The following is an 18403-nucleotide window of genomic DNA, read 5'->3' as shown; positions in this document are numbered from 1 at the left end:
TTCCCGTCGTTGCCGAGAGGCTAACGTTCTTCATTATCCCTATTTTTCGTGAAGCAGGGAGTTATCGGCGGTGGGTGGGATCGTGGTGACGGGCGGGGGAACCGGTATCGGTCACGCCGTCGCGGAGACGTCCGCCGCCCGGGGCGACCGGGTGACGATCCGGCCGGGTCGTGCGCGTCGACGGCGGCGCCCACCCGGCCGGGCAGGCGCCCCATCGCCGTCGGGTGATCAGGGTGCGCCTACACTCCGTTGGAGGCCCGCCAGCCTTCTGTCCGTACGTACTGAAGGGAACGACCTCGGTGCACAAGGTCCTGATCGCCAATCGTGGTGAGATCGCGGTGCGGATCGCACGCGCGTGCAAGGACGCCGGGCTGGCCGGCGTCGCCGTCTACGCCGACCAGGACCTGGACTCGCTCCATGTCCGGGTCGCGGACGAGGCGCACGCGCTCGGCGGGCGGACGCCCGCGGAGACCTACCTCGACATCGGCAAGCTGCTGCGGATCGCCGCCGAGACCGGGGCGGACGCCGTCCACCCCGGGTACGGCTTCCTCGCCGAGAACGCGGACTTCGCCCAGGCCGTGATCGACGCGGGACTGACCTGGATCGGCCCGCCCCCGGCCGCGATCGTCGCGCTCGGCGACAAGGTGCAGGCCCGTCACATCGCCCAGAAGGTCGGCGCCCCGCTGGTGGCCGGGACCCCGGACCCGGTCTCCGGCAGCGAGGAGGTCGTCGCCTTCGCGGCCGAGCACGGCCTGCCGATCGCGATCAAGGCCGCCTACGGCGGTGGCGGGCGCGGCCTCAAGGTGGCCCGCACGATCGAGGAGATCCCCGAGCTGTACGAGTCGGCGGTGCGCGAGGCCGTCACCGCGTTCGGCAGGGGCGAGTGCTTCGTCGAGCGCTACCTGGACCGTCCCCGGCACGTGGAGACCCAGTGCCTGGCCGACGCCCACGGCGGTGTGGTCGTGGTCTCCACCCGGGACTGCTCGCTCCAGCGCCGCCACCAGAAGCTCGTCGAGGAGGCCCCGGCGCCGTTCCTGACGCCCGAGCAGATCGACCTGCTGCACACCAGCTCCAAGGCGATCCTGCGCGAGGCGGGCTACGTGGGCGCGGGCACCTGCGAGTTCCTGGTGGGACAGGACGGGACGATCTCCTTCCTGGAGGTCAACACCCGCCTGCAGGTCGAGCACCCGGTGACCGAGGAGGTCTCCGGCATCGACCTGGTACGGGAGATGTTCCGGATCGCCGACGGCGAGGAGCTCGGCTACGACGACCCCGTGCCGCGCGGTCACTCGATCGAGTTCCGGATCAACGCCGAGGACGCGGGCCGCGGTTTCCTGCCCGCCCCGGGCACGATCACCCGCCTGAGCGTCCCGTCCGGCCCCGGCGTGCGCCTGGACTCCGGGTACGAGGCCGGCATGACCGTGCCGCAGTCCTTCGACTCCCTGATCGCCAAGCTGATCGTGACCGGCGCCACCCGGGAGCAGGCCCTGGAACGCTCGCGCCGGGCGCTGGCCGAGTTCGAGGTCGGCGGCATGCCGACCGTGATCCCCTTCCACCGGGCCGTGGTCGGTGACCCCGCGTTCACCGGCGAGCCGTTCTCGGTGCACACCCGCTGGATCGAGACCGAGTTCGCGGGCACGATCCCGCCGTACGAGGGGGAGACCGGCCCGGACGGGGAGCCGGCCGAGCGGGAGCGGATCACCGTCGAGGTGGGCGGCAAGCGGCTGGAGGTGGTGCTCCCCGCGGGGTTCGCCGCCTCGGGCGCCGGAACGGGCGCGGGCACCGGACGGAGCACGCCGAGGGCCCCGCGCCGGAACCGGGGCGGGACGGCCGGGAAGGCCACGAGCGGCGAATCGCTGGTCAGCCCGATGCAGGGGACGATCGTCAAGGTCGTGGCCGCCGACGGCGACACCGTGGCGGCCGGCGACACCGTGGTCGTGCTGGAGGCGATGAAGATGGAACAGCCGATCGCCGCGCACCGGGCCGGCACCGTCACCGGGCTGGCGGCGCAGGTCGGTCAGACGGTCACCTCTGGGGCCGTGATCTGCGAGATCAAGGACGCCTGAGGGGCTTCCGGCGCCCCCGGGCCCTGGACGAGGCCCGCGGAGCCCCGGGAGCCCCGGCCCCCGGGGGCCCGGACGTGCGTTCCCGTCGGGCCCGGGCGGGACCGCGGGTTCCCACAGGCATGGGAGCCCGCGTTCGGGGCAGGGGGCGCGGGGAGGAGACAGGGCGACGGGGACGATCACGCACCATGGCGCTCACCTCGGGTACGAAGGGGATACGGTCGAGAGACGTAGGAAACTACGAGGCCACGACCGAACTACGAGGGCACGACTAGGGAACTACGTGGGAACTCTGACGTCCGCCCATTCGTCTTCAGGACGAAGGAGGCTTTCTGCCGTGACCATCACAAAAGCCGCGCTAGGTCGTTTCAGTGCCACGCTCGTGGCGGTGTTCGCCGGGCTCCTGGCCATGTTCATGATCGCCCCGGCGGCCCACGCCGCGGCACCGGACCCCGGTGTGATCGCCTCGGGCCTCAAGGACGGCGACAACTTCTACCTCGATCCGGCGGCGGGCATCCCCGAGAACGCCGCGAACGCCATGCGTGACGCGGCGGATCAGACGTCCTCCGTCTACGTCGCCATGCTCCCCCAGGGAGCGATCACCAGCCAGTCCCAGGCGAGGACCCTGCTGAGCTCGACCCTCAAGAGCGTCGGGCCCAAGTCCACCGTCCTGGTGATGAGCGGTAAGACCCCGTTCGGCGTGACGAACATCAGGGGCGTCGACGTCGACGAGCTGCTCGGCCGGGCCAAGACCACCGGCAGCCCGACCGACAACGTGATCAACTTCGTCAAGCTGGCGAACGACGCCGCCGTCTCCGGTGGCGCCCCCGCCTCCTCCGGCTCCCGCTCCTCGGGCGGCTCCGGCGCCGGCGTGCTGGTCGGCCTCCTCGTGCTGGCCCTGGCCGGCGGTGGCGGTCTCTTCTTCTACTCCCGTAAGAAGAAGAAGGAGCGCGAGACCCGCGAGGCCGCCGAGCTGGCCGCGGTCAAGCAGACCGTGGACGAGGACGTCACCAAGTTCGGCGAGGAGATCACCGAGCTCGACACCGACGTCAAGCTCCTCAACGACGGCGCCGACCACCAGCAGGACTGGCAGCGCGCCCTCGACTCCTACGACCGGGCCAAGACGGAGCTGGCGGCGGTCAAGCGCCCCGACGAGCTCCGCGGCGTGACCACCGCGCTGGAGGAGGGCCGCTACGCCCTCGCCTGCGTGAAGGCGCGCGTCAACCACCTGCCGCTGCCCGAGCGGCGCTCGCCGTGCTTCTTCAACCCGCAGCACGGCCCCTCGATCCGTGACGTGCGCTGGGCCCCGCCCGGTGGCGCGCTGCGCGACGTGCCCGCCTGCGCGGCCGACGCCGAGGCCGTCGAGCGCGGCTTCGAGCCCCAGACCCGCGAGGTCATGGTCAACGGCCAGCGCCGCCCGTACTACGACGCGGGACCGGCCTACCAGCCCTACGCCTACGGCTACTACGGCGGCTTCGGCGACGTCATGACCGGCATGATGGTCGGCACCATGATGGGCAGCATGATGAGCGGTGGCTTCGGCTACGGCGGCTACGGCGGCGGCGACCAGGCCGCGGGCACCGACTTCGGCGGCGGAGGCGACTTCGGCGGCGGGGGCTGGGGCGACTTCGGTGGCGGAGGCGACTTCGGCGGTGGCGACTTCGGTGGCGGCGACTGGTAGACCCTGATCACCGGCACGGACCTGCGGCCGGGAGGCCGGTGACCGCCACGGCGGGCCACCGGTCTCCGGACCGTCGGAGAAGATCGAGAAGACGACGGCGGGCGTCCCCTTCCCAGGGGGGCGCCCGCCGTCGGCATGACATCGGGGAGCGGCGCCCACCGTCGTCCTGGCGGGCGTCCGCGCAGACGCCCGGCGGGACGACCGGGCTCGCGCGGGCCGTCAGGGGCCGGTCCTCACCGAGGCCGGTCTCTCAGGTGCTGGCGCGTACGGTCAGCCGGGGCTGGAGCAGGGTGCCGTCAGGGACGGCGCGGCCCTCCAGTTTCTCCATCAGCAGCCGTACCGCCTGGCGGCCCACCTCCTCGGCCGGGATCAGCACCGAGGTCAGCGGCGGGCTGGAGCGTTCCGCGATGTCGTCCGGGCAGATCGCCACCACCGCGATGTCGTCCGGCACCCGCCGGCCGCTCTGGCGCAGTGCCCCGAGCACGTGGTTGACCGCGGCCTCGTTGTGCACGACCAGCCCGGACAGGCCCGGCCTGGCCTCCAGCAAGCCGGTGATCGCGGCACAGACCCGGTCGAAGTCCTCCTCGCAGGGCAGGGCCACGCCGGCCAGCCCGGTCTCGGCCATGGCGACCGCGAACCCCTCCCGGGTGCGCCGGGCGAACCCGGTGCCCCGGTCGTAGACGACCGAGGGGGCGCCGAGCAGCGCGATCTCGCGGTGCCCGCGCTCGGCCAGGTGCTCCACGCAGAGCGCCCCGGCCCGCGCGAAGTCGAGGTCGACACAGGTCAGGCCCGCCGAGTCGGAGGGGAACCCGATCAGCACGCTGGGCTCGGCCAGGTCCTTGAGCAGCGGTACCCGGCTGTCGTGGAGCTCCACGTCCATCAGGACCAGCCCGTCCACCAGGGCGCTCGCCGCCGCCCTGCGCAACCCGTCCGAGCCCTCGTCCGCGGTCAGCAGCAGCACGTCGTGGTCGTAGCGCCGGGCCTCGGTGACCACCGAGGTGGCGAACTGCATGAGCACCGGGACGTGCATCCCCACCCGGAGCGGCAGCACCAGGGCGATGACGTTGGAGCGCCTGCTGGCCAGCGCCCGCGCCCCGGCGTTGGGGTGGTAGCCCAGCACCCGGACGCTGTCGAGCACCCGGCGCCGGGTGTCGGCCGAGATCGCGCGTTTCCCGCTGAGCACGTACGAGACCGTGCTCACCGCCACCCCCGCGTGCCGGGCGACCTCGCTGATGGTGACGGCCCGCTCGCTCACGCGGCCTCGCAGAGGCTCAGCGTGGCCACGGTGATCCCCGCGTTCTCGAACACCAGATAAAGATCGTGGACTCCCTCGGCCTCCGCAAGTCCGCCGCGTACCTCGGTGAGGTCGTAGCGGCCTGCGCGGGGGACGGGGAGGTCGCCGACGACGGGCCCGTAGAGGGGGTCGTCCAGGCGCAGGGTGATCACGCCGCCCTCGACGCTGGTGGCCAGGACCGAGCAGGAGGCGGCCCCGGCGCCCAGGTCCACCGAGCGGAACACGATCCACGCCCCCTCGGCGGTGGAGCGCACCGCGTCGCCGGAGACCCGGGAGGCGTCCACGAAGGAGACCGAGTCGTACTCGTCGTGGTCCACCGCCGGGATCGGGGCCGCGAAGGCGTCGCGCGGGCCGATGTGCTCGCCCTCGACGTGGAAGGACGCGCAGAGCCGGATGTCGCGCGCGGACCGGCCGATCATGATCTTGTGGGGGGCGTCCTCCACGACGAACCGGTTCCCGACCACGTCCCAGAAGGCCAGCTCCCGGATGTCGAGGTCCCAGTCGATCCGGGTGCTCTGGCCGGGGTCGAGCCGCACCTTGACGAAGCCGCGCAGCCGCCGCAGCGCCTGCTTGACCCGGGAGCGCCGCTGGCGGGTGTAGATCTGGACGACCTCCACGCCGGGCCGGGACCCGGTGTTGGCGACGGTGGCCGAGGCGACCAGCCGTCCGCCGGTGACCTCGACCTCCAGGTCGGAGTAGTCGAAGTCGGTGTAGCTCAGGCCGTGGCCGAAGGGGTAGAGCGGGGTGCCGCGGAAGTACTGGTAGGTCGCGTCCGAGGCGATGATGTCGTAGTCGAGCAGGTCGGGCAGCTCGCACGCCGAGCGGTACCAGGTCTGGGTGAGCCGTCCCTCGGGGTCGGCGTCGCCGAACAGCACCTCGGCCAGCGCGTGCCCGTACTCCTGGCCCCCGTGCGAGGACCAGAGCACCGCGGGCGGGTCGTCGCCCTCCCAGGTCACCGGGTAGCCGCTGCTGATCACCATCACGGTCCGGGGATTGGCCTCGCGCACGGCCCTGACCACGGCCTGCTGGGCCGCGGGCAGTTCCAGGTCGAGGCGGTCCTCGGTCTCCCTGCCGTTGACCAGCGGGTGGTCCCCCACGACCACCACGGCCACGTCCGCGGTCGCGGCGAGCGCGGCGGCGGCCTCGGCCCCGCTGACCACCGTCTCCAGGGTGATCCAGGCGGCGGCGTCGGCGTCGTCGGCCAGGCGGAAGCGGGAGCCGCCCGGACGGCCGTCCAGGCGGGCATCCGGCTCGCTCTCCAGGGCGAGGTAGCGGCCGGTGGAGATGTGCCGGAACGCCACGGTGCCGCGCGGGCGCTCCTCGGTGCGGAAGGTCTGGCGCACCTCCCAGCCGTTGGGTCCCGGCTGGTCGTTGACCAGCACGCCGTCGTCGTCGATCGACAGGTGGCGGCCGGTCGTCACCGAGCGCAGTGCGTAGCTGCCGCCGCCCCAGTCGAACAGGTCGAACAGGCCGGGCTCGGCGGCGATGCCCAGCGGGCCGCCGTCCGGGTCGGCCACGACGTGGCCGCCGTCCACCGAGAGCGTGATCCGGTCCACCGCCTCGCAGAAGACGGTCTCGCACCGCCCGGCCAGCCCGGCGCGGGCGGTGACCGCGTACGGGAGCGTCCCGGAGTACCAGTCCTCCATGAGCGTGTCGCCGAGCTGGCCGATGACCGCGATCCTGCGCGTCCCGGGCGTCAGCGGCAGCAGGCCGTCGTTGCGCAGCAGCACGATGGAGCGCCGGGCGGCCTCGCGGGCCAGCGCCTGGTGCTCGGGGCAGTTGACGACCTCCTCGGTGATGTCGTCGTACGGCGTGGACGGGTCGAACTCGCCCAGCCGGAAGCGGATCGACAGGGCGTGCCCCACGGCCGCGTCCACGTCGGCCTCGGTGAGCAGGCCGCGCTCCAGGGCGGCGTGCAGGTGGCCCAGGGTGGCCTCGGGCCGGTCGTCGTCCTGGGTGAAGCTGTCCAGCCCGGCCTTGACCGCGTGGGCGTACGCCTCGGGCAGGTCGTCGTGGTAGGCCTGCAGGCCGGTGAGGTTGGCGGGCGCGTAGGCGTCGCTGACCACCAGGACGTCGTCGGGCGCCCAGGCCCGCAGCACCTGGGCGATCAGCGGGCTGAGGTGGGCCGGGCGGCCGTTGACCAGGTTGTAGGAGGGCATCACGGCGACCGCGGCACCGGAGGCCAGGGCCGGGCGGTAGGCGGGGAGCTCGTACTCGTGCAGCACCCGGGGCGGCAGGTCGCTGGAGGTGACGCAGCGGTCGGTCTCGTTGTTGTAGCCCAGGAAGTGCTTGAGGGTGGGCGCGGTCTTCAGGATCTTGGGAGCGCTCCCACGAAGGCCGGACGCGTACGCCTCCCCCATGACCCCGGTCAGCCAGGGGTCCTCGGAGTAGCCCTCCTCGTTACGGCCCCAGCGCGGGTCGCGCAGCGGGTTGACCACCGGCGCCCAGACGTTGAGCCCGGCCCCGGCCGGGTCCTTGCGGTGGAAGGCCACGACCTCGTCGCCGGTGGCCTCGCCGACCCGCCTGACCAGGTCCGGGTCCCAGGTGCTTGCCAGCCCCACCGCCTGGGGGAACACCGTCGCCGGTCCCAGCCAGGCCAGGCCGTGCAGCGCCTCGGTGCCGGTGCGGAACGGGGCGAGGCCGAGCCGTTCCACCGGCGGCTGGTACTGGTGCAGCAGGGCGACCTTCTCCGCCAGGGTCAGCCGGTCCCGCAGGTCGGCGATGCGCGTGGCGAGCGGCAGATCCGGGTCACGGAACGGTTCGGTCATGGGGGACCATCCCTCTGAGAGCGTCGAAGCGCTTCGACTGGCCTGCGCGAAGAACGCCTCTGTCGAAGCGCTTCGATAATCGGTCCGGGAAAACTCCGGCCGTCACCGCGCGTTTCACTGCTCGTTACGCGCGTGTTTCGAACGGAGCTTCCCTGAAGGGTGCCCTTCCGTGAGCGCTGGGTCAAGAGATGCGGGGCAAACGACCCGAATCCACCGAATCCAGGACCCTGGCGGCGCCTCCCAGCGCGGCGGCGCCGTAGCCGAGGGTGGAGGCCACCACCCGGCAGCCCCCGGCCTCGGGCGCGATCGTGCGGCTCCGCACCTCGGCCTCGACCGCGGGCAGCAGCCAGGGGGCGAGCGGCACGTAGTAGCCGCCCAGGATGACCACCTCGGGGTTGATCAGGTTGGCCAGCACGGCCACCCCCTTGCCCAGGTTCCGCCCGACCGAGGCGAGCACGTCGAGCGTGCGGGGATCGCCCGCGCCGGCCAGCCGTACCACCTCGTCCAGTTCCACCTCGACCTCGGCGGGCGAGAGCGCGGCGTGCTCCAGCACGGCGCCGATCCCGGCGACGGCCTCCAGGCAGCCCAGCCGCCCGCAGCGGCACTCGGCCCCGAGCGGGTCGAGCTGGATGTGGCCGATCTCCCCGCCGTAGCCCTGACCGCCACGGCGAAGGCGCCCGTCGAGGATGATCCCGGCACCGACCCCGATCTCACCGGTGAGGTAGACGAGGTTGGCCGTCCCGGCGTGCGGCCCGAAGCGGTGCTCGGCCAGCGCGGCGAGGTTGGCGTCGTTGTCGACCTGGACCGGGAAGCCCGGGTCGCGCAGGGCCTTGGTGAGGTCACCGCACAGGTCGGCGTCGCGCCAGCCCAGGTTGGGCGCGATGCGCACGCCGCCGTCGACCCCGATCAGGCCCGGCACGCCCACGGTCAGCCCGAGGACCTGGCGCTCCTGCTTGGCCATCCGGCTCACCACCCGGCGGACGATCCCGGCCACGGTGGCCATGGCCTGCCCGGCCGTGCCGCCCGCGCCGGGGAAGGACCTGCGCCACGACAGCAGCCTCTCCCCCGACAGGTCCACCGCGACCGCGGTGACGTAGTCGACGTTGACCTCGATGCCGATCGCCGCGTACGGCGAGCCGTCGAGCACCAGCATCGTGGCGGGGCGGCCGACCCGGTTCTCGGTCAGGCCGGTCTCCCGGACCAGGCGGCGGTCGATCAGGTCGGCGACCAGGCTGGAGACGGTCGCCTTGTTCAGACCGGTGGAGGCCGCGATGTCGGCCCGCGAGCACGGCGCGTTCCCGCGCACGAACCTCAGCACCACGGCGAGGTTGGTGGCCCGCACGTCGGCGAAGTCGGCGGGCCGCGGGTCGGTCGTTGATGTGATCAAGGTGAATCCCGCTCCCGCTCGGCCAGGCTGGCCCCATCATGCCCCATCGTTCACCAATCTGTGATCGCTCCACCGTGGCCCGCGATCGGCGGTCCCTTGTGGCGGCGGCCACCCTCGACTAATTTGTTTGGTCAACAGACGAACTAATTCTACCCCGGACCCTCTCCCCACGACACCCCCGATCCACCCCGGAACAACGAAGGGAGCGCCCCGTGAAGGATCTTCCCAAGGGCGCCGTGACCAGCCGCCGCGGATTTCTCGGACTGGTGGGCCTCACCGCCGCGATGACCGCGGGCGGCGGACTGCTGGGCGCGTGCTCGGCACCGGCAGGGCCCCGGCCCGGCGCCGGAGGCGGGGCGAAGGCCGCCGCGGCGGACAAGCTGACGACCCTCACCCCCACCTACACCGCCTTCCCCGGCGTCAAGCCCGACCTGCCCGGCACGGTCTCCACGCTGCCCGGCGTCCCCGACGTCAGCGGCGGCTTCACCTCCTACCCGGCCGACCCCGCCCCCGCGCTCACCCAGAAGGCCGGCAAGGGCGGCACGTACAAGGCCATGACCCCGCTGTGGGGCCCGCCCCCTCCCGGCCTGTCGGAGAACTCCTACTTCCAGGCGGTCAACGCCGACATCGGCTCCACCGTGGAGTTCCAGATCACCGACGGCACCGTCTACGCCGACAAGGCGATCGCCCGCCTGGCCTCCGGCGACGTCCCCGACCTCATGGTCATCCCGAGCTGGGAGATCGAGAAGATGGCGGACTTCAACACCGCCGTCGACCGGGCGTTCGAGGACCTGACCCCCTACCTGCAGGGCGACAAGGTCAAGCCGTACGCGCTGCTGGCCAACCTGCCCACGGCCGCGTGGCAGTGGTCGGTGTGGAACGACAAGCTGATGGCGGTGCCGTTCCCGACCGAGCCGTACCCGATCGCGCTGCTCTACCGCAAGGACATCTTCGAGGACAAGGGCTGGAACGCCAACCCCAAGTCCGCCGACGAGCTGTTCGAGCTGGGCAAGGAGATCACCGACGCCAAGGCCAAGCGCTGGGCGTTCGGCAGCATCCACGAGATGATGTGGCCGACCTTCCGCGTCCCGCAGGAGTGGCGCTACGAGGGCGGCAAGCTCGTGCACAAGTACGAGACGCCCGAGTACGTGCTGATGCTGGAGTTCATGCAGAAGGTCTTCAAGGCCGGGCTGGTCCACCCCAGCGTCGTCAGCAGCAAGGGCTCCAACGAAAAGGACCTGATCGGGGCCGGGCAGATCCTCGTCTACCGCGACGGCCTGGGCGCCTGGAAGGAACTGCTGCAGCAGCACCGCGCCAAGAACCCCGCCTTCGACATCGGCGCCTTCCCGGTCTTCGCGCACGACGGCGGCAAGCCGCTCATGCACCACGGCACCGCGGCCGGCATCTTCACCTTCGTGAAGAAGGGCCTGCCCAAGGAGAAGGTGGCGGAGATCCTCTCCATCCTCAACTGGTGCGCGGCGCCGTACGGCACCAAGGAGTACGAGCTGGCCAACTTCGGCGTGGAGGGCAAGCACTTCACCCGGGACGACAAGAACGTGCCGCAGTCGACCGACCTGGGCCGCAAGGAGGTCGCCTACACCTACGGCTTCCTCGGCGGGCGCCCGCTGTACGTGGACTGGATCTGGCCTGACGCGGTCAAGGCCAACGTCGAGTGGCAGAACGCGTCCTTCCCCTTCCTGGAGAAGGGCCCCTTCGACGGGATCAGGATCCAGCGGCCGTCGAAGCTCTCGGGCCTGCAGGTGCCCACCGAGGACAAGTTCACCGACATCATGCGCGGACGTCGCCCGGTGAGCGACGTCAAGCAGATCGTCGCCGAGTGGCAGCGGGACGGCGGGAACGAGGGCCGCGACTTCTACATGAAGGTCCTGCAGGAAAACGGCCGTGCTTAGGGACGACACGAAGACCGGGCCGGCGGGTGACCTGACCTCACCCGCCGGCACCGGCACCTCCAAGGATGTCCGTAAAAGGGGCCCGAGGACAAGACGGACGCGCCCGCAACCGCTCCGCTCGCGGCTGAAACGTGACTGGCAGCTGCTGCTGATGGCGTTCCCCGCCGTCGGCCTGCTGATCGTCTTCCACTACGTCCCGCTGCTCGGCAACGTGATCGCGTTCCAGGACTACTCGCCGTACGTGGGCGTCGCCGAGAGCCCTTGGGTGGGGTTCACCAACTTCCAGTGGCTGATGTTCGACGACAGCTTCTGGGACGCGACGATCAACACCCTGTCGATCACCACGTTCCAGCTGATCTTCTACTTCCCGGTGCCGATCATGCTGGCCATCCTGCTGGACAGCGTGGTGCGGCCCCGGCTGCGCCTGTTCATCCAGGGCATCGTCTACATGCCGCACTTCTTCTCGTGGGTGCTGGTGGTCACGCTCTTCCAGCAGATGTTCGGCGGGGCGGGCCTGCTGTCCCAGACGCTGCGCGACAACGGCTACGACGGCGTCGACCTGATGACCAACCCGGACACCTTCATCGCACTGGTCACGGCGGAGACGATCTGGAAGGACGCCGGCTGGGGGACGATCATCTTCCTGGCCGCGCTGGCCGCGATCAACCAGAACCTGTACGAGGCCGCGGCCGTGGACGGCGCGAGCCGCTGGCGGCGCATGTGGCACATCACCCTGCCCGGCCTGCGCCCGGTCATCGTGCTGCTGCTGATCCTGCGCCTGGGCGAGGCGCTCAACGTCGGCTTCGAGCAGTTCTTCCTGCAGCGCGACGCGGTCGGCCGGGACGCGGCCGAGGTGCTGGACACCTTCGTGTACTGGCGCACGCTGCTGACCGGCGAGTGGAGCTACGGCGCCGCGGCCGGCCTGGTGAAGGGGCTGGTGGGACTGATCCTGATCCTGGTGGCCAACAAGGTCGCCCACCGATTCGGCGAGCAGGGAATCTACAAACGATCATGACGACTCTTCCTCCCTGGGCCGAGCGGCCCAGCCGCGTCGGCGGGCTCCTCAAGGGGCTCCTGCTGACGCTCATCGTCGCCTCGGTGCTCTTCCCGATCTACATGGTCGTGCTGACCAGCCTGTCCACCCAGGAGGCGGTGACCGCCTCCGGCGGCCTGGTCATCAAGCCGAGCGGGCTCTCGCTGGCCGCGTACCGGGAGCTGTTCGCCGGTGGCGTGGTGACGCGGTCGGTCGGGGTCAGCCTGGGCGTGACCCTCGTCGGCACGGCGATCAGCCTGACCGTGACCGTGCTGGCCGCCTACGGGCTGTCGCGGCCCGGCTCGCTGCTGCACCGGCCGCTGCTGTTCCTGGTGCTGCTGACGTTCCTGTTCGGCCCGGGCCTGATCCCCAACTACCTGCTGGTCAGCTCGCTGGGGCTGATCGACACGTACTGGGCGCTGATCCTGCCCGGCGCGGTCACCGCCTTCAACCTGGTGGTGATGCGGGCGTTCTTCATGAACATCCCCGAGGAGGTCTCCGACAGCGCCCGCATCGACGGCGCGAGCGAGTTCAGCATCCTGCGGAAGATCGTGCTGCCCATGTCCAAGGGCGTCACCGCGGTCATCGGGCTGTTCTACGCGGTCGGCTACTGGAACTCGTTCTTCAACGCCGTCCTCTACCTGAACGACAACGCCAAGTGGCCGCTGCAGGTGGTGCTGCGGCAGTACGTGCTGCAGGGCCAGTCCCTGGTCGTCGGCCAGTCCGGCGTCGGCACGGTCCCGGGCCAGTCGCTGCCGCCGAGCCTGGCGATCCAGATGGCCATCGTCGTGGTCGCGCTGCTGCCGATCCTGTTCGTCTACCCGTTCGTCCAGCGGCACCTCACCAAGGGAGTGATCATCGGGGCCATCAAGGGCTGAGCGGCTTTCGTCGAACGGGCCTCTCGGACCGGCCTTGACCGACGCTCCCTGACGGGCGGGTCCCGGCGGGCGGATCATGGCGGGCCCCGCACGCGTTTCCCGGCCGGTCACAACCCGGGGACCGGGTGGGCCCGGCACGTGGCCGGGCCCCGGGTCAACCCCCCGAGCGTGCCTCCCGCTCCCTGGCCAGTTCCTCCTCCAGCTCGCGGACCTGCTGCTGGAGCGCGAAGATCCGGCGGATCGCGGCGAGCGTCATGCCCTCGCCGACCAGCCGGATGGCGTCCTGGAGATCACCGATCTCGTGACGGGTGTAGCGGCGCTGGCCGCCGCTGGAACGGGCGGGGCGGACCACATCGTGCTCGTCGAGACGACGCAGGAATGCCTGCTCGACGTTGAGCATGTCGGCGACCTGGCCGACCGAGTAAAGGGGGGCGTGCTCGTCGTCGAAGGGCAGGCGGGCCATCATGGTTCCCTCTCTTGAAACGCGGAAGGGTGGGGCCGGAGGGTTCCGGCCGTCCACCCTGCCCGGTTCCACGTTCAGGCCCAGTGCCCTCAGGACTTGATCGACTTCTGCTCGGACACGTTCTCGGCCTTCTGGATCTCGACCTTGCGGGGCTTGGCCCGCTCGATGACCGGGATGCGCACCGCCAGCACCCCGTTGGAGTAGGCCGCGTCGACCTTGTCGGCGTCGAGGTGCTCGGAGAGGTAGACGCGCCGGGTGAAGGTGCCCATCGGGCGCTCGCGGACGAACAGGCGGTCGTCCTCGCCGTACTCCTCCTCGCGGCCGGCGCTCACCGTGAGCACGCCCCGGTCGACGGTCACCTCGATGGAGTCGGGGTCGATGCCCGGCAGGTCGAACTTGAGCAGGACGTCGTCCTTGCGGCGGACCCCGTCGAGCGGCATGGCCCCGCGCGCGGCGCCCTCGGACCCGCCGAAGGCCTGGCGGGCGAGCCGGTCGAAGCGGCGGTCGAACTCCTGCACGAACGGGTCGATCGACGTGAGCAGCATCGGTAACCACCTCCGGTGAACCTGGCAGGTTTCCTCAAGCCTGCCTTCTCGGAAACTTGTTACTTCATTTATAGGTTATCGGCAGCCGAGGTTGCAAGTCATCTCATCAAGATTTTTCAGGGATGGCGCAGGGTGAGCATCGACGACGGCTTCTACCTGCGGAAAGGATGAGCCCGCCCGGCTCCCGAGGGAACCGGGCGGGCTCACGAAGCAGGCCCGGCCGAGCCGGGTCAGGGCAGGGGCAGGGGCACGGGCGAGGACAGGGGCGGGGAACGGGAAGCGGGGCAGGGAGCGGGAAGCGGCCGGGAAGCGGCCGGGGGTCAGGCCCCCTTGGACAGCGCCTCGAACTGCTCGTCGGTCAGCGTGACGGTCGCGGCGGTGACGTTGTCCTCCAGGTGCGCGACCGTCGAGGTGCCCGGGATGGGCAGCATCACCGGCGAGCGCCGCAGCAGCCAGGCCAGCGCGAGCTGCGAGGGCGAGGCCCCGTGACCGGCGGCCGCCTCGGCGAGCGGGCCGCCCGCCTCGGCCAGCCTGCCGGTCGCCAGCGGGAACCAGGGGATGAAGGCGACGCCGTTGGCCTCGCAGTACTCCAGCAGCGGCTCGGCGTCGCGGTGCGCGAGGTTGTAGAGGTTCTGCACCGAGACGATCCTCGCCGACCTGCCCGCCTCCTCGACCTCCTCGACGCTCACCTCGCTGAGACCGATGTGACGGATCTTGCCCTCCTGCTGCAGGAGCGCGAGCTCCCCGACCTGGTCGGCGACCGGCACCGCGGGGTCGATGCGGTGCAGTTGGAACAGGTCGATCCGTTCCACGCCGAGGTGGCGCAGGCTCAGCTCGGCCTGCTGGCGCAGGTACTCCGGACGGCCGACCGGACGCCACCGGCCGGGCCCCTGCCGGGTCAGCCCCGCCTTGGTCGCGATGACCAGCTCGTCGGGGTAGGGGTGCAGCGCCTTCCTGATGAGCCGCTCGGCCACGAACGGGCCGTAGGAGTCGGCGGTGTCGATGAGGGTCACGCCCAGCTCGACGGCCCGGCGCAGGACCCGGACGGCCTCCTCCGGGTCGCGCGGCTCCCCCCACACCCCCTCGCCGGTGAGCTGCATGCTGCCGAAACCCAGACGGTTGACGTTGAGGTCGCCCCCGATGGCGAACCGGCCGGACGCCTCTGCGGGGCGGGTAGTGGTCGTCATGGTCGTCCTCCCAGAACCAGGCAACAGGCGGGCCGCGACGATCCGGCGCGTCCCGCCGGATCGGTGACCCGAGACATCCCTGCGGGATCTCGTGCCGTCCCCCTTACCCCCGGGACCCCTGGTCATCCGGCCCCGGGACGGGTGCGGCCCGCTCCCCCGCCGGGACGGGAGAACGGGCCGCACCCGGGACGCGCCGGCGGTCAGCGGGTGAAGGTGACGTCCCTGATCCGCAGTCCCCCCTTGAGGACCAGGTAGACGTCCTGGCGGCCCCGCACGCCCTGGACGGGGGCCTGCGCGGTCGCCCAGGAGTACACGCCGCCGGTGGCGGTCACCGGCACGGTCCCGGCGAGGGTGCCGGTCGGCGAGCCGAGGCGGACCTCGACCGAGGAGGCCGCGGTGGCCGCGACCCCGAGCCGGACGCCGGTGACCCCGGAGCCGGAGTCCACGTCCTCGAAGGAGATCCACTCCCCCGCCGAGGCCGCGACCGCGTCGCCGCGCACCTTGGTCTCGTCGACCAGCTCGGCCCCGGAGTGGTCGTCGAAGTCGGCGGCGCGGGTGACGCGGGTGAGGTCGCGGGCACCGATGCGCTCGCCCGTCACCCGTACGGTCGCCCGCTGCCGGATCCTCTCCGACGACGAGCCGACCATGACGTCGTGGGTGGAGGTCTCCACGGCGAAGCGGCCCCGCGTCACGTCCCACAGGGCCAGGTCGGCGGTCCTGAGCGGGAACGTCACGGTCCTGGTCTGTCCGGGGGCCAGGTGCACCCGCTGGAAGCCGCGCAGCTGCTTGACGGGCTGCTCCACCCGGGAGGCGTGCTGGTGGGTGTAGAGCTGCACGACCTCGTCACCCGCCCGGGTGCCGGTGTTGGTCACCCGGACGCTCACCTCGTGCCCGTCGCCCCGGGGGACGACCTTGAGGCCCTGGTAGCCGAAGGTGGTGTAGCTCAGGCCGTGCCCGAAGGCGTACAGCGGGTCGGCCGTGGAGTACAGGTAGGTCGCGCGGGTCTTGATGATGTCGTAGTCGAGGATGTCGGGCAGGGGCGTGCTCTCCTTCGGCCAGGTCTGGGTGAGCCGGCCGGCCGGGTTGGCGTCGCCGTAGAGCAGATCGGCCAGGGCGTGACCGGTCTCGGCTCCGGCGTGGGTGGTCCACAGGATCGCCGGGACCTTCCGCTGGAGGGCGTCGATCGTGGTCGGGTAGCTGTTCTCCAGGATCACGACCGTGTTCGGGTTGGCGGCGTGGACCGCCTCGACGAGCTCGCGCTGTCCCTCGGCGAGGCCGAGGTCGGTCCGGTCGTGGTCCTCGCGGCCGTTGATGAACGGCATGCTGCCGACCACGACCACCGCGACGTCGGCCTTCTTCGCCGCCGCGACGGCCTCGTCGACGCCGCTGCGCACGGTCTCGGTCTCGAAGCGGGTGGCGTCCGCGGCGACGCTCAGCGAGAGCGTGCCGTCGGCGGCGGCCTTGACGTAGACGTTCGGGCCGAACCAGTCCTGGGCGGTCTCGTACCCGGCGTAGCGCAGCAGCGTCGTGCCGTCGGCCTGGGCCTCCAGCTTGAACTGCTCCTGCACGAACCAGCCGGTGGGCTGCTCCTGGCTGTTGACCAGGGTGGACCAGTTCGCCCGGCTGACGTACCTGCCGTTGGCGACGCTGCGCAGGGTGACGACGCCCTGTCCCCAGTCGAAGACGTCGAACTGCTCGGTGGCCCCGGCCGTGGTGGACGAGAGCCTCAGGTCGGCGCCCGCGCCGGTGCCCGCGGTGAGGTACCTGCCGCCGGACTTCAGGGCGATCCGGTCGACGCCCTCGGCCGAGACGGTGCTCGCGGCCCGCTTCCTGATGCCGTCGAGCGGGGTGACGCGGTACGGGAGCGAGCCCGAGTACCAGTCGGTGTAGAGGGTGTCGGCCAGCGGGCCGACCACCGCGACCTTCTTGCCGGGGGAGATCGGCAGCGCCGCGGAGGAGTTCTTCAGCAGCACCGCCGCCTCGGCGGCGGTCCTCCGGGCCAGCGCGCGGTGCGCCGGGCTGTCGACCACCTCCTTGGTGATCTTCCCGTACGGTCCCCCGTCCGGGTCGAACTCGCCGAGCCGGAACCGGATGTGCAGGATGTCGCGGACGGCCTCGTCGAGGTCGGCCTCGGTGAGCAGTCCCTGCGCGAGCGCCTCGCCGACCGCGGCCGCCGTCGGGGCCCCGTCGGTGTTGTCGACGGTGAAGCTCGACACCCCCGCCTTGACGATGGCGGCGGCGGCCTCGGCCCGGGTGGCGAAGTAGCGCTGGGAGCCGACGAGGTTGTTCGGGCCTCCGGCGTCGGAGACGTTGAACAGCCGCCGGTCGCTCCAGGTGTCGACCGTTGAGGTGAGGTCGGTGACCGTGGCGGGCCGCCCGTTGACCAGGTTGTAGGCCGTCATGACGCCGGTGGCCGCCCCGGCCTCCAGCGCCGTCCTGAAGGCCGGGATCTCGTACTCGTTGAGCACGCGCGGGCGCAGGCTGGAGGAGGTCGTGTCGCGGCGGATCTCGTTGTTGTTGGCCATGAAGTGCTTGAGCACCGGCGCCGCCCGCAGGTGGTCGGGGTCGTCGCCCTGGATGCCCGAGCCGTACGCGGTGGAGATCGCGCCGGTGAGCAGCGGGTCCTCGGAGTAGCCCTCCTCGTTGCGGCCCCAGCGGGGGTCGCGGAGCAGGTTGACCACGGGCGCCCACAGCTGCAGGCCCCACACGCGGGGGTTCTCGGAGTGGTAGCCCCTGGCCTCCTCGCCGACGGCCGTGCCGACCTTCTTGATCAGGGCCGGGTCCCAGGTGCTGGCCAGGCCCACGGCCTGCGGGAAGACCGTGCCCTTGGCGGTCACCACGTTGCCGCCGTCGTCGATGTCGGTGGACCAGGCGACGCCGTGCAGCGCCTCGGTGCCGGTCTTGAACAGCCCGATGCCGAGCCGCTCCACGGCCGGCTGGTACTGGTGGAGCCAGGAGATCTTCTCGGCCCGGGTCAGGCGGCCGAGGAGGTCGTCCACGCGCTGGGACAGCGGGAGCGAGGGGTCACGGAAGGGGTGCTCGTAGGCCGCGCGGGCGGGTGCCGCGCACAGCCCCAGGGTCAGGGCCGCCGCGGCGACGGCCGCGACGGCCTTGGTCGACAGGGACATTTCGCCTCCAGGTCAGGGGGAGTCGAAGGGGGGAGGGCTCGCATGGGCCGGGAGGCTCACATGGGC

The 18403-nt window shown here is 71.6% G+C and carries 12 protein-coding genes; 5 read left to right on the top strand and 7 right to left on the bottom strand.

Features of this window, described 5'->3' with window-relative positions; all coding sequences use genetic code 11:
* Positions 1 to 299: 299 nt before the first annotated feature.
* Positions 300 to 2066 (top strand): acetyl/propionyl/methylcrotonyl-CoA carboxylase subunit alpha, encoded by a 1767-nt coding sequence (locus ACIBCT_RS04025; RefSeq protein ID WP_399185892.1) that lies wholly within the window; start codon positions 300 to 302, stop codon positions 2064 to 2066.
* Positions 2067 to 2400: 334 nt separating this feature from the next.
* Complete coding sequence (locus tag ACIBCT_RS04020; protein ID WP_399185891.1) at positions 2401 to 3744, top strand: hypothetical protein; 1344 nt, start codon at positions 2401 to 2403, stop codon at positions 3742 to 3744.
* A gap of 250 nt (positions 3745 to 3994) precedes the next feature.
* Here ACIBCT_RS04020 and ACIBCT_RS04015 read toward each other — a convergent pair whose 3' ends face one another.
* The 3 genes from ACIBCT_RS04015 to ACIBCT_RS04005 form a co-directional block, all read right to left on the bottom strand.
* The gene (locus ACIBCT_RS04015) at positions 3995 to 4999 is read right to left on the bottom strand and encodes a LacI family DNA-binding transcriptional regulator (protein WP_399185890.1); all 1005 of its coding nucleotides are present in this window, start codon (positions 4997 to 4999) and stop codon (positions 3995 to 3997) included.
* The gene (locus ACIBCT_RS04010) at positions 4996 to 7806 is read right to left on the bottom strand and encodes a glycoside hydrolase family 3 C-terminal domain-containing protein (RefSeq protein WP_399185889.1); all 2811 of its coding nucleotides are present in this window, start codon (positions 7804 to 7806) and stop codon (positions 4996 to 4998) included. Before ACIBCT_RS04010 ends, ACIBCT_RS04015 begins: the two co-directional genes overlap by 4 nt.
* A gap of 181 nt (positions 7807 to 7987) precedes the next feature.
* On the bottom strand, positions 7988 to 9193 hold the full coding sequence (locus ACIBCT_RS04005) for an ROK family protein (protein ID WP_399185888.1): 1206 nt from the start codon (positions 9191 to 9193) through the stop codon (positions 7988 to 7990).
* A 212-nt stretch (positions 9194 to 9405) separates the two neighbouring features.
* On the opposite strand from ACIBCT_RS04005, the gene ACIBCT_RS04000 reads away from it, so the two are divergent.
* The 3 genes from ACIBCT_RS04000 to ACIBCT_RS03990 are packed head-to-tail and all read left to right on the top strand — an operon-like array spanning position 9406 to position 13014.
* The gene (locus ACIBCT_RS04000) at positions 9406 to 11103 is read left to right on the top strand and encodes an extracellular solute-binding protein (protein ID WP_399185887.1); all 1698 of its coding nucleotides are present in this window, start codon (positions 9406 to 9408) and stop codon (positions 11101 to 11103) included.
* Positions 11096 to 12118, top strand: coding sequence for an ABC transporter permease (locus ACIBCT_RS03995; RefSeq protein WP_399185886.1), 1023 nt, complete (start codon positions 11096 to 11098; stop codon positions 12116 to 12118). The genes ACIBCT_RS04000 and ACIBCT_RS03995 overlap by 8 nt, the downstream gene beginning before the upstream one ends.
* Positions 12115 to 13014 (top strand): carbohydrate ABC transporter permease, encoded by a 900-nt coding sequence (locus tag ACIBCT_RS03990; RefSeq protein ID WP_399185885.1) that lies wholly within the window; start codon positions 12115 to 12117, stop codon positions 13012 to 13014. The genes ACIBCT_RS03995 and ACIBCT_RS03990 overlap by 4 nt, the downstream gene beginning before the upstream one ends.
* 154 nt (positions 13015 to 13168) lie before the next feature.
* Here ACIBCT_RS03990 and ACIBCT_RS03985 read toward each other — a convergent pair whose 3' ends face one another.
* From ACIBCT_RS03985 to ACIBCT_RS03970, 4 genes are all read right to left on the bottom strand, one after another.
* Positions 13169 to 13480 (bottom strand): helix-turn-helix domain-containing protein, encoded by a 312-nt coding sequence (locus ACIBCT_RS03985; protein ID WP_399185884.1) that lies wholly within the window; start codon positions 13478 to 13480, stop codon positions 13169 to 13171.
* 86 nt (positions 13481 to 13566) lie between these two features.
* Complete coding sequence (locus tag ACIBCT_RS03980) at positions 13567 to 14022, bottom strand: Hsp20/alpha crystallin family protein (RefSeq protein WP_399185883.1); 456 nt, start codon at positions 14020 to 14022, stop codon at positions 13567 to 13569.
* Positions 14023 to 14342: 320 nt separating this feature from the next.
* A complete protein-coding gene (locus ACIBCT_RS03975) occupies positions 14343 to 15209 on the bottom strand; it encodes an aldo/keto reductase (RefSeq protein ID WP_399185882.1) in 867 nt (288 codons plus the stop codon).
* A 200-nt stretch (positions 15210 to 15409) separates the two neighbouring features.
* Positions 15410 to 18337 (bottom strand): glycoside hydrolase family 3 C-terminal domain-containing protein, encoded by a 2928-nt coding sequence (locus ACIBCT_RS03970; protein ID WP_399185881.1) that lies wholly within the window; start codon positions 18335 to 18337, stop codon positions 15410 to 15412.
* Between the last annotated feature and the right edge of the window lie 66 nt (positions 18338 to 18403).

Origin of the sequence: Streptosporangium sp. NPDC050855 (assembly GCF_044456585.1) — a bacterium.
Classification (GTDB): Bacteria; Actinomycetota; Actinomycetes; order Streptosporangiales; family Streptosporangiaceae; genus Streptosporangium; species Streptosporangium longisporum.
Note: the sequence above shows the minus strand (reverse complement) of the source record. Positions and strands in the feature narration are given on the sequence as shown.

Bases quoted from the DNA above. Each gene is read 5' to 3' on its own strand.
- ACIBCT_RS03975 (WP_399185882.1), bottom strand. From the start codon at position 15,209: ATGACGACCACTACCCGCCCCGCAGAGGCGTCCGGCCGGTTCGCCATC.
- ACIBCT_RS03980 (WP_399185883.1), bottom strand. From the start codon at position 14,022: ATGCTGCTCACGTCGATCGACCCGTTCGTGCAGGAGTTCGACCGCCGC.
- ACIBCT_RS04010 (WP_399185889.1), bottom strand. From the start codon at position 7,806: ATGACCGAACCGTTCCGTGACCCGGATCTGCCGCTCGCCACGCGCATC.
- ACIBCT_RS03990 (WP_399185885.1), top strand. From the start codon at position 12,115: ATGACGACTCTTCCTCCCTGGGCCGAGCGGCCCAGCCGCGTCGGCGGG.
- ACIBCT_RS03970 (WP_399185881.1), bottom strand. From the start codon at position 18,337: ATGTCCCTGTCGACCAAGGCCGTCGCGGCCGTCGCCGCGGCGGCCCTG.
- ACIBCT_RS03985 (WP_399185884.1), bottom strand. From the start codon at position 13,480: ATGATGGCCCGCCTGCCCTTCGACGACGAGCACGCCCCCCTTTACTCG.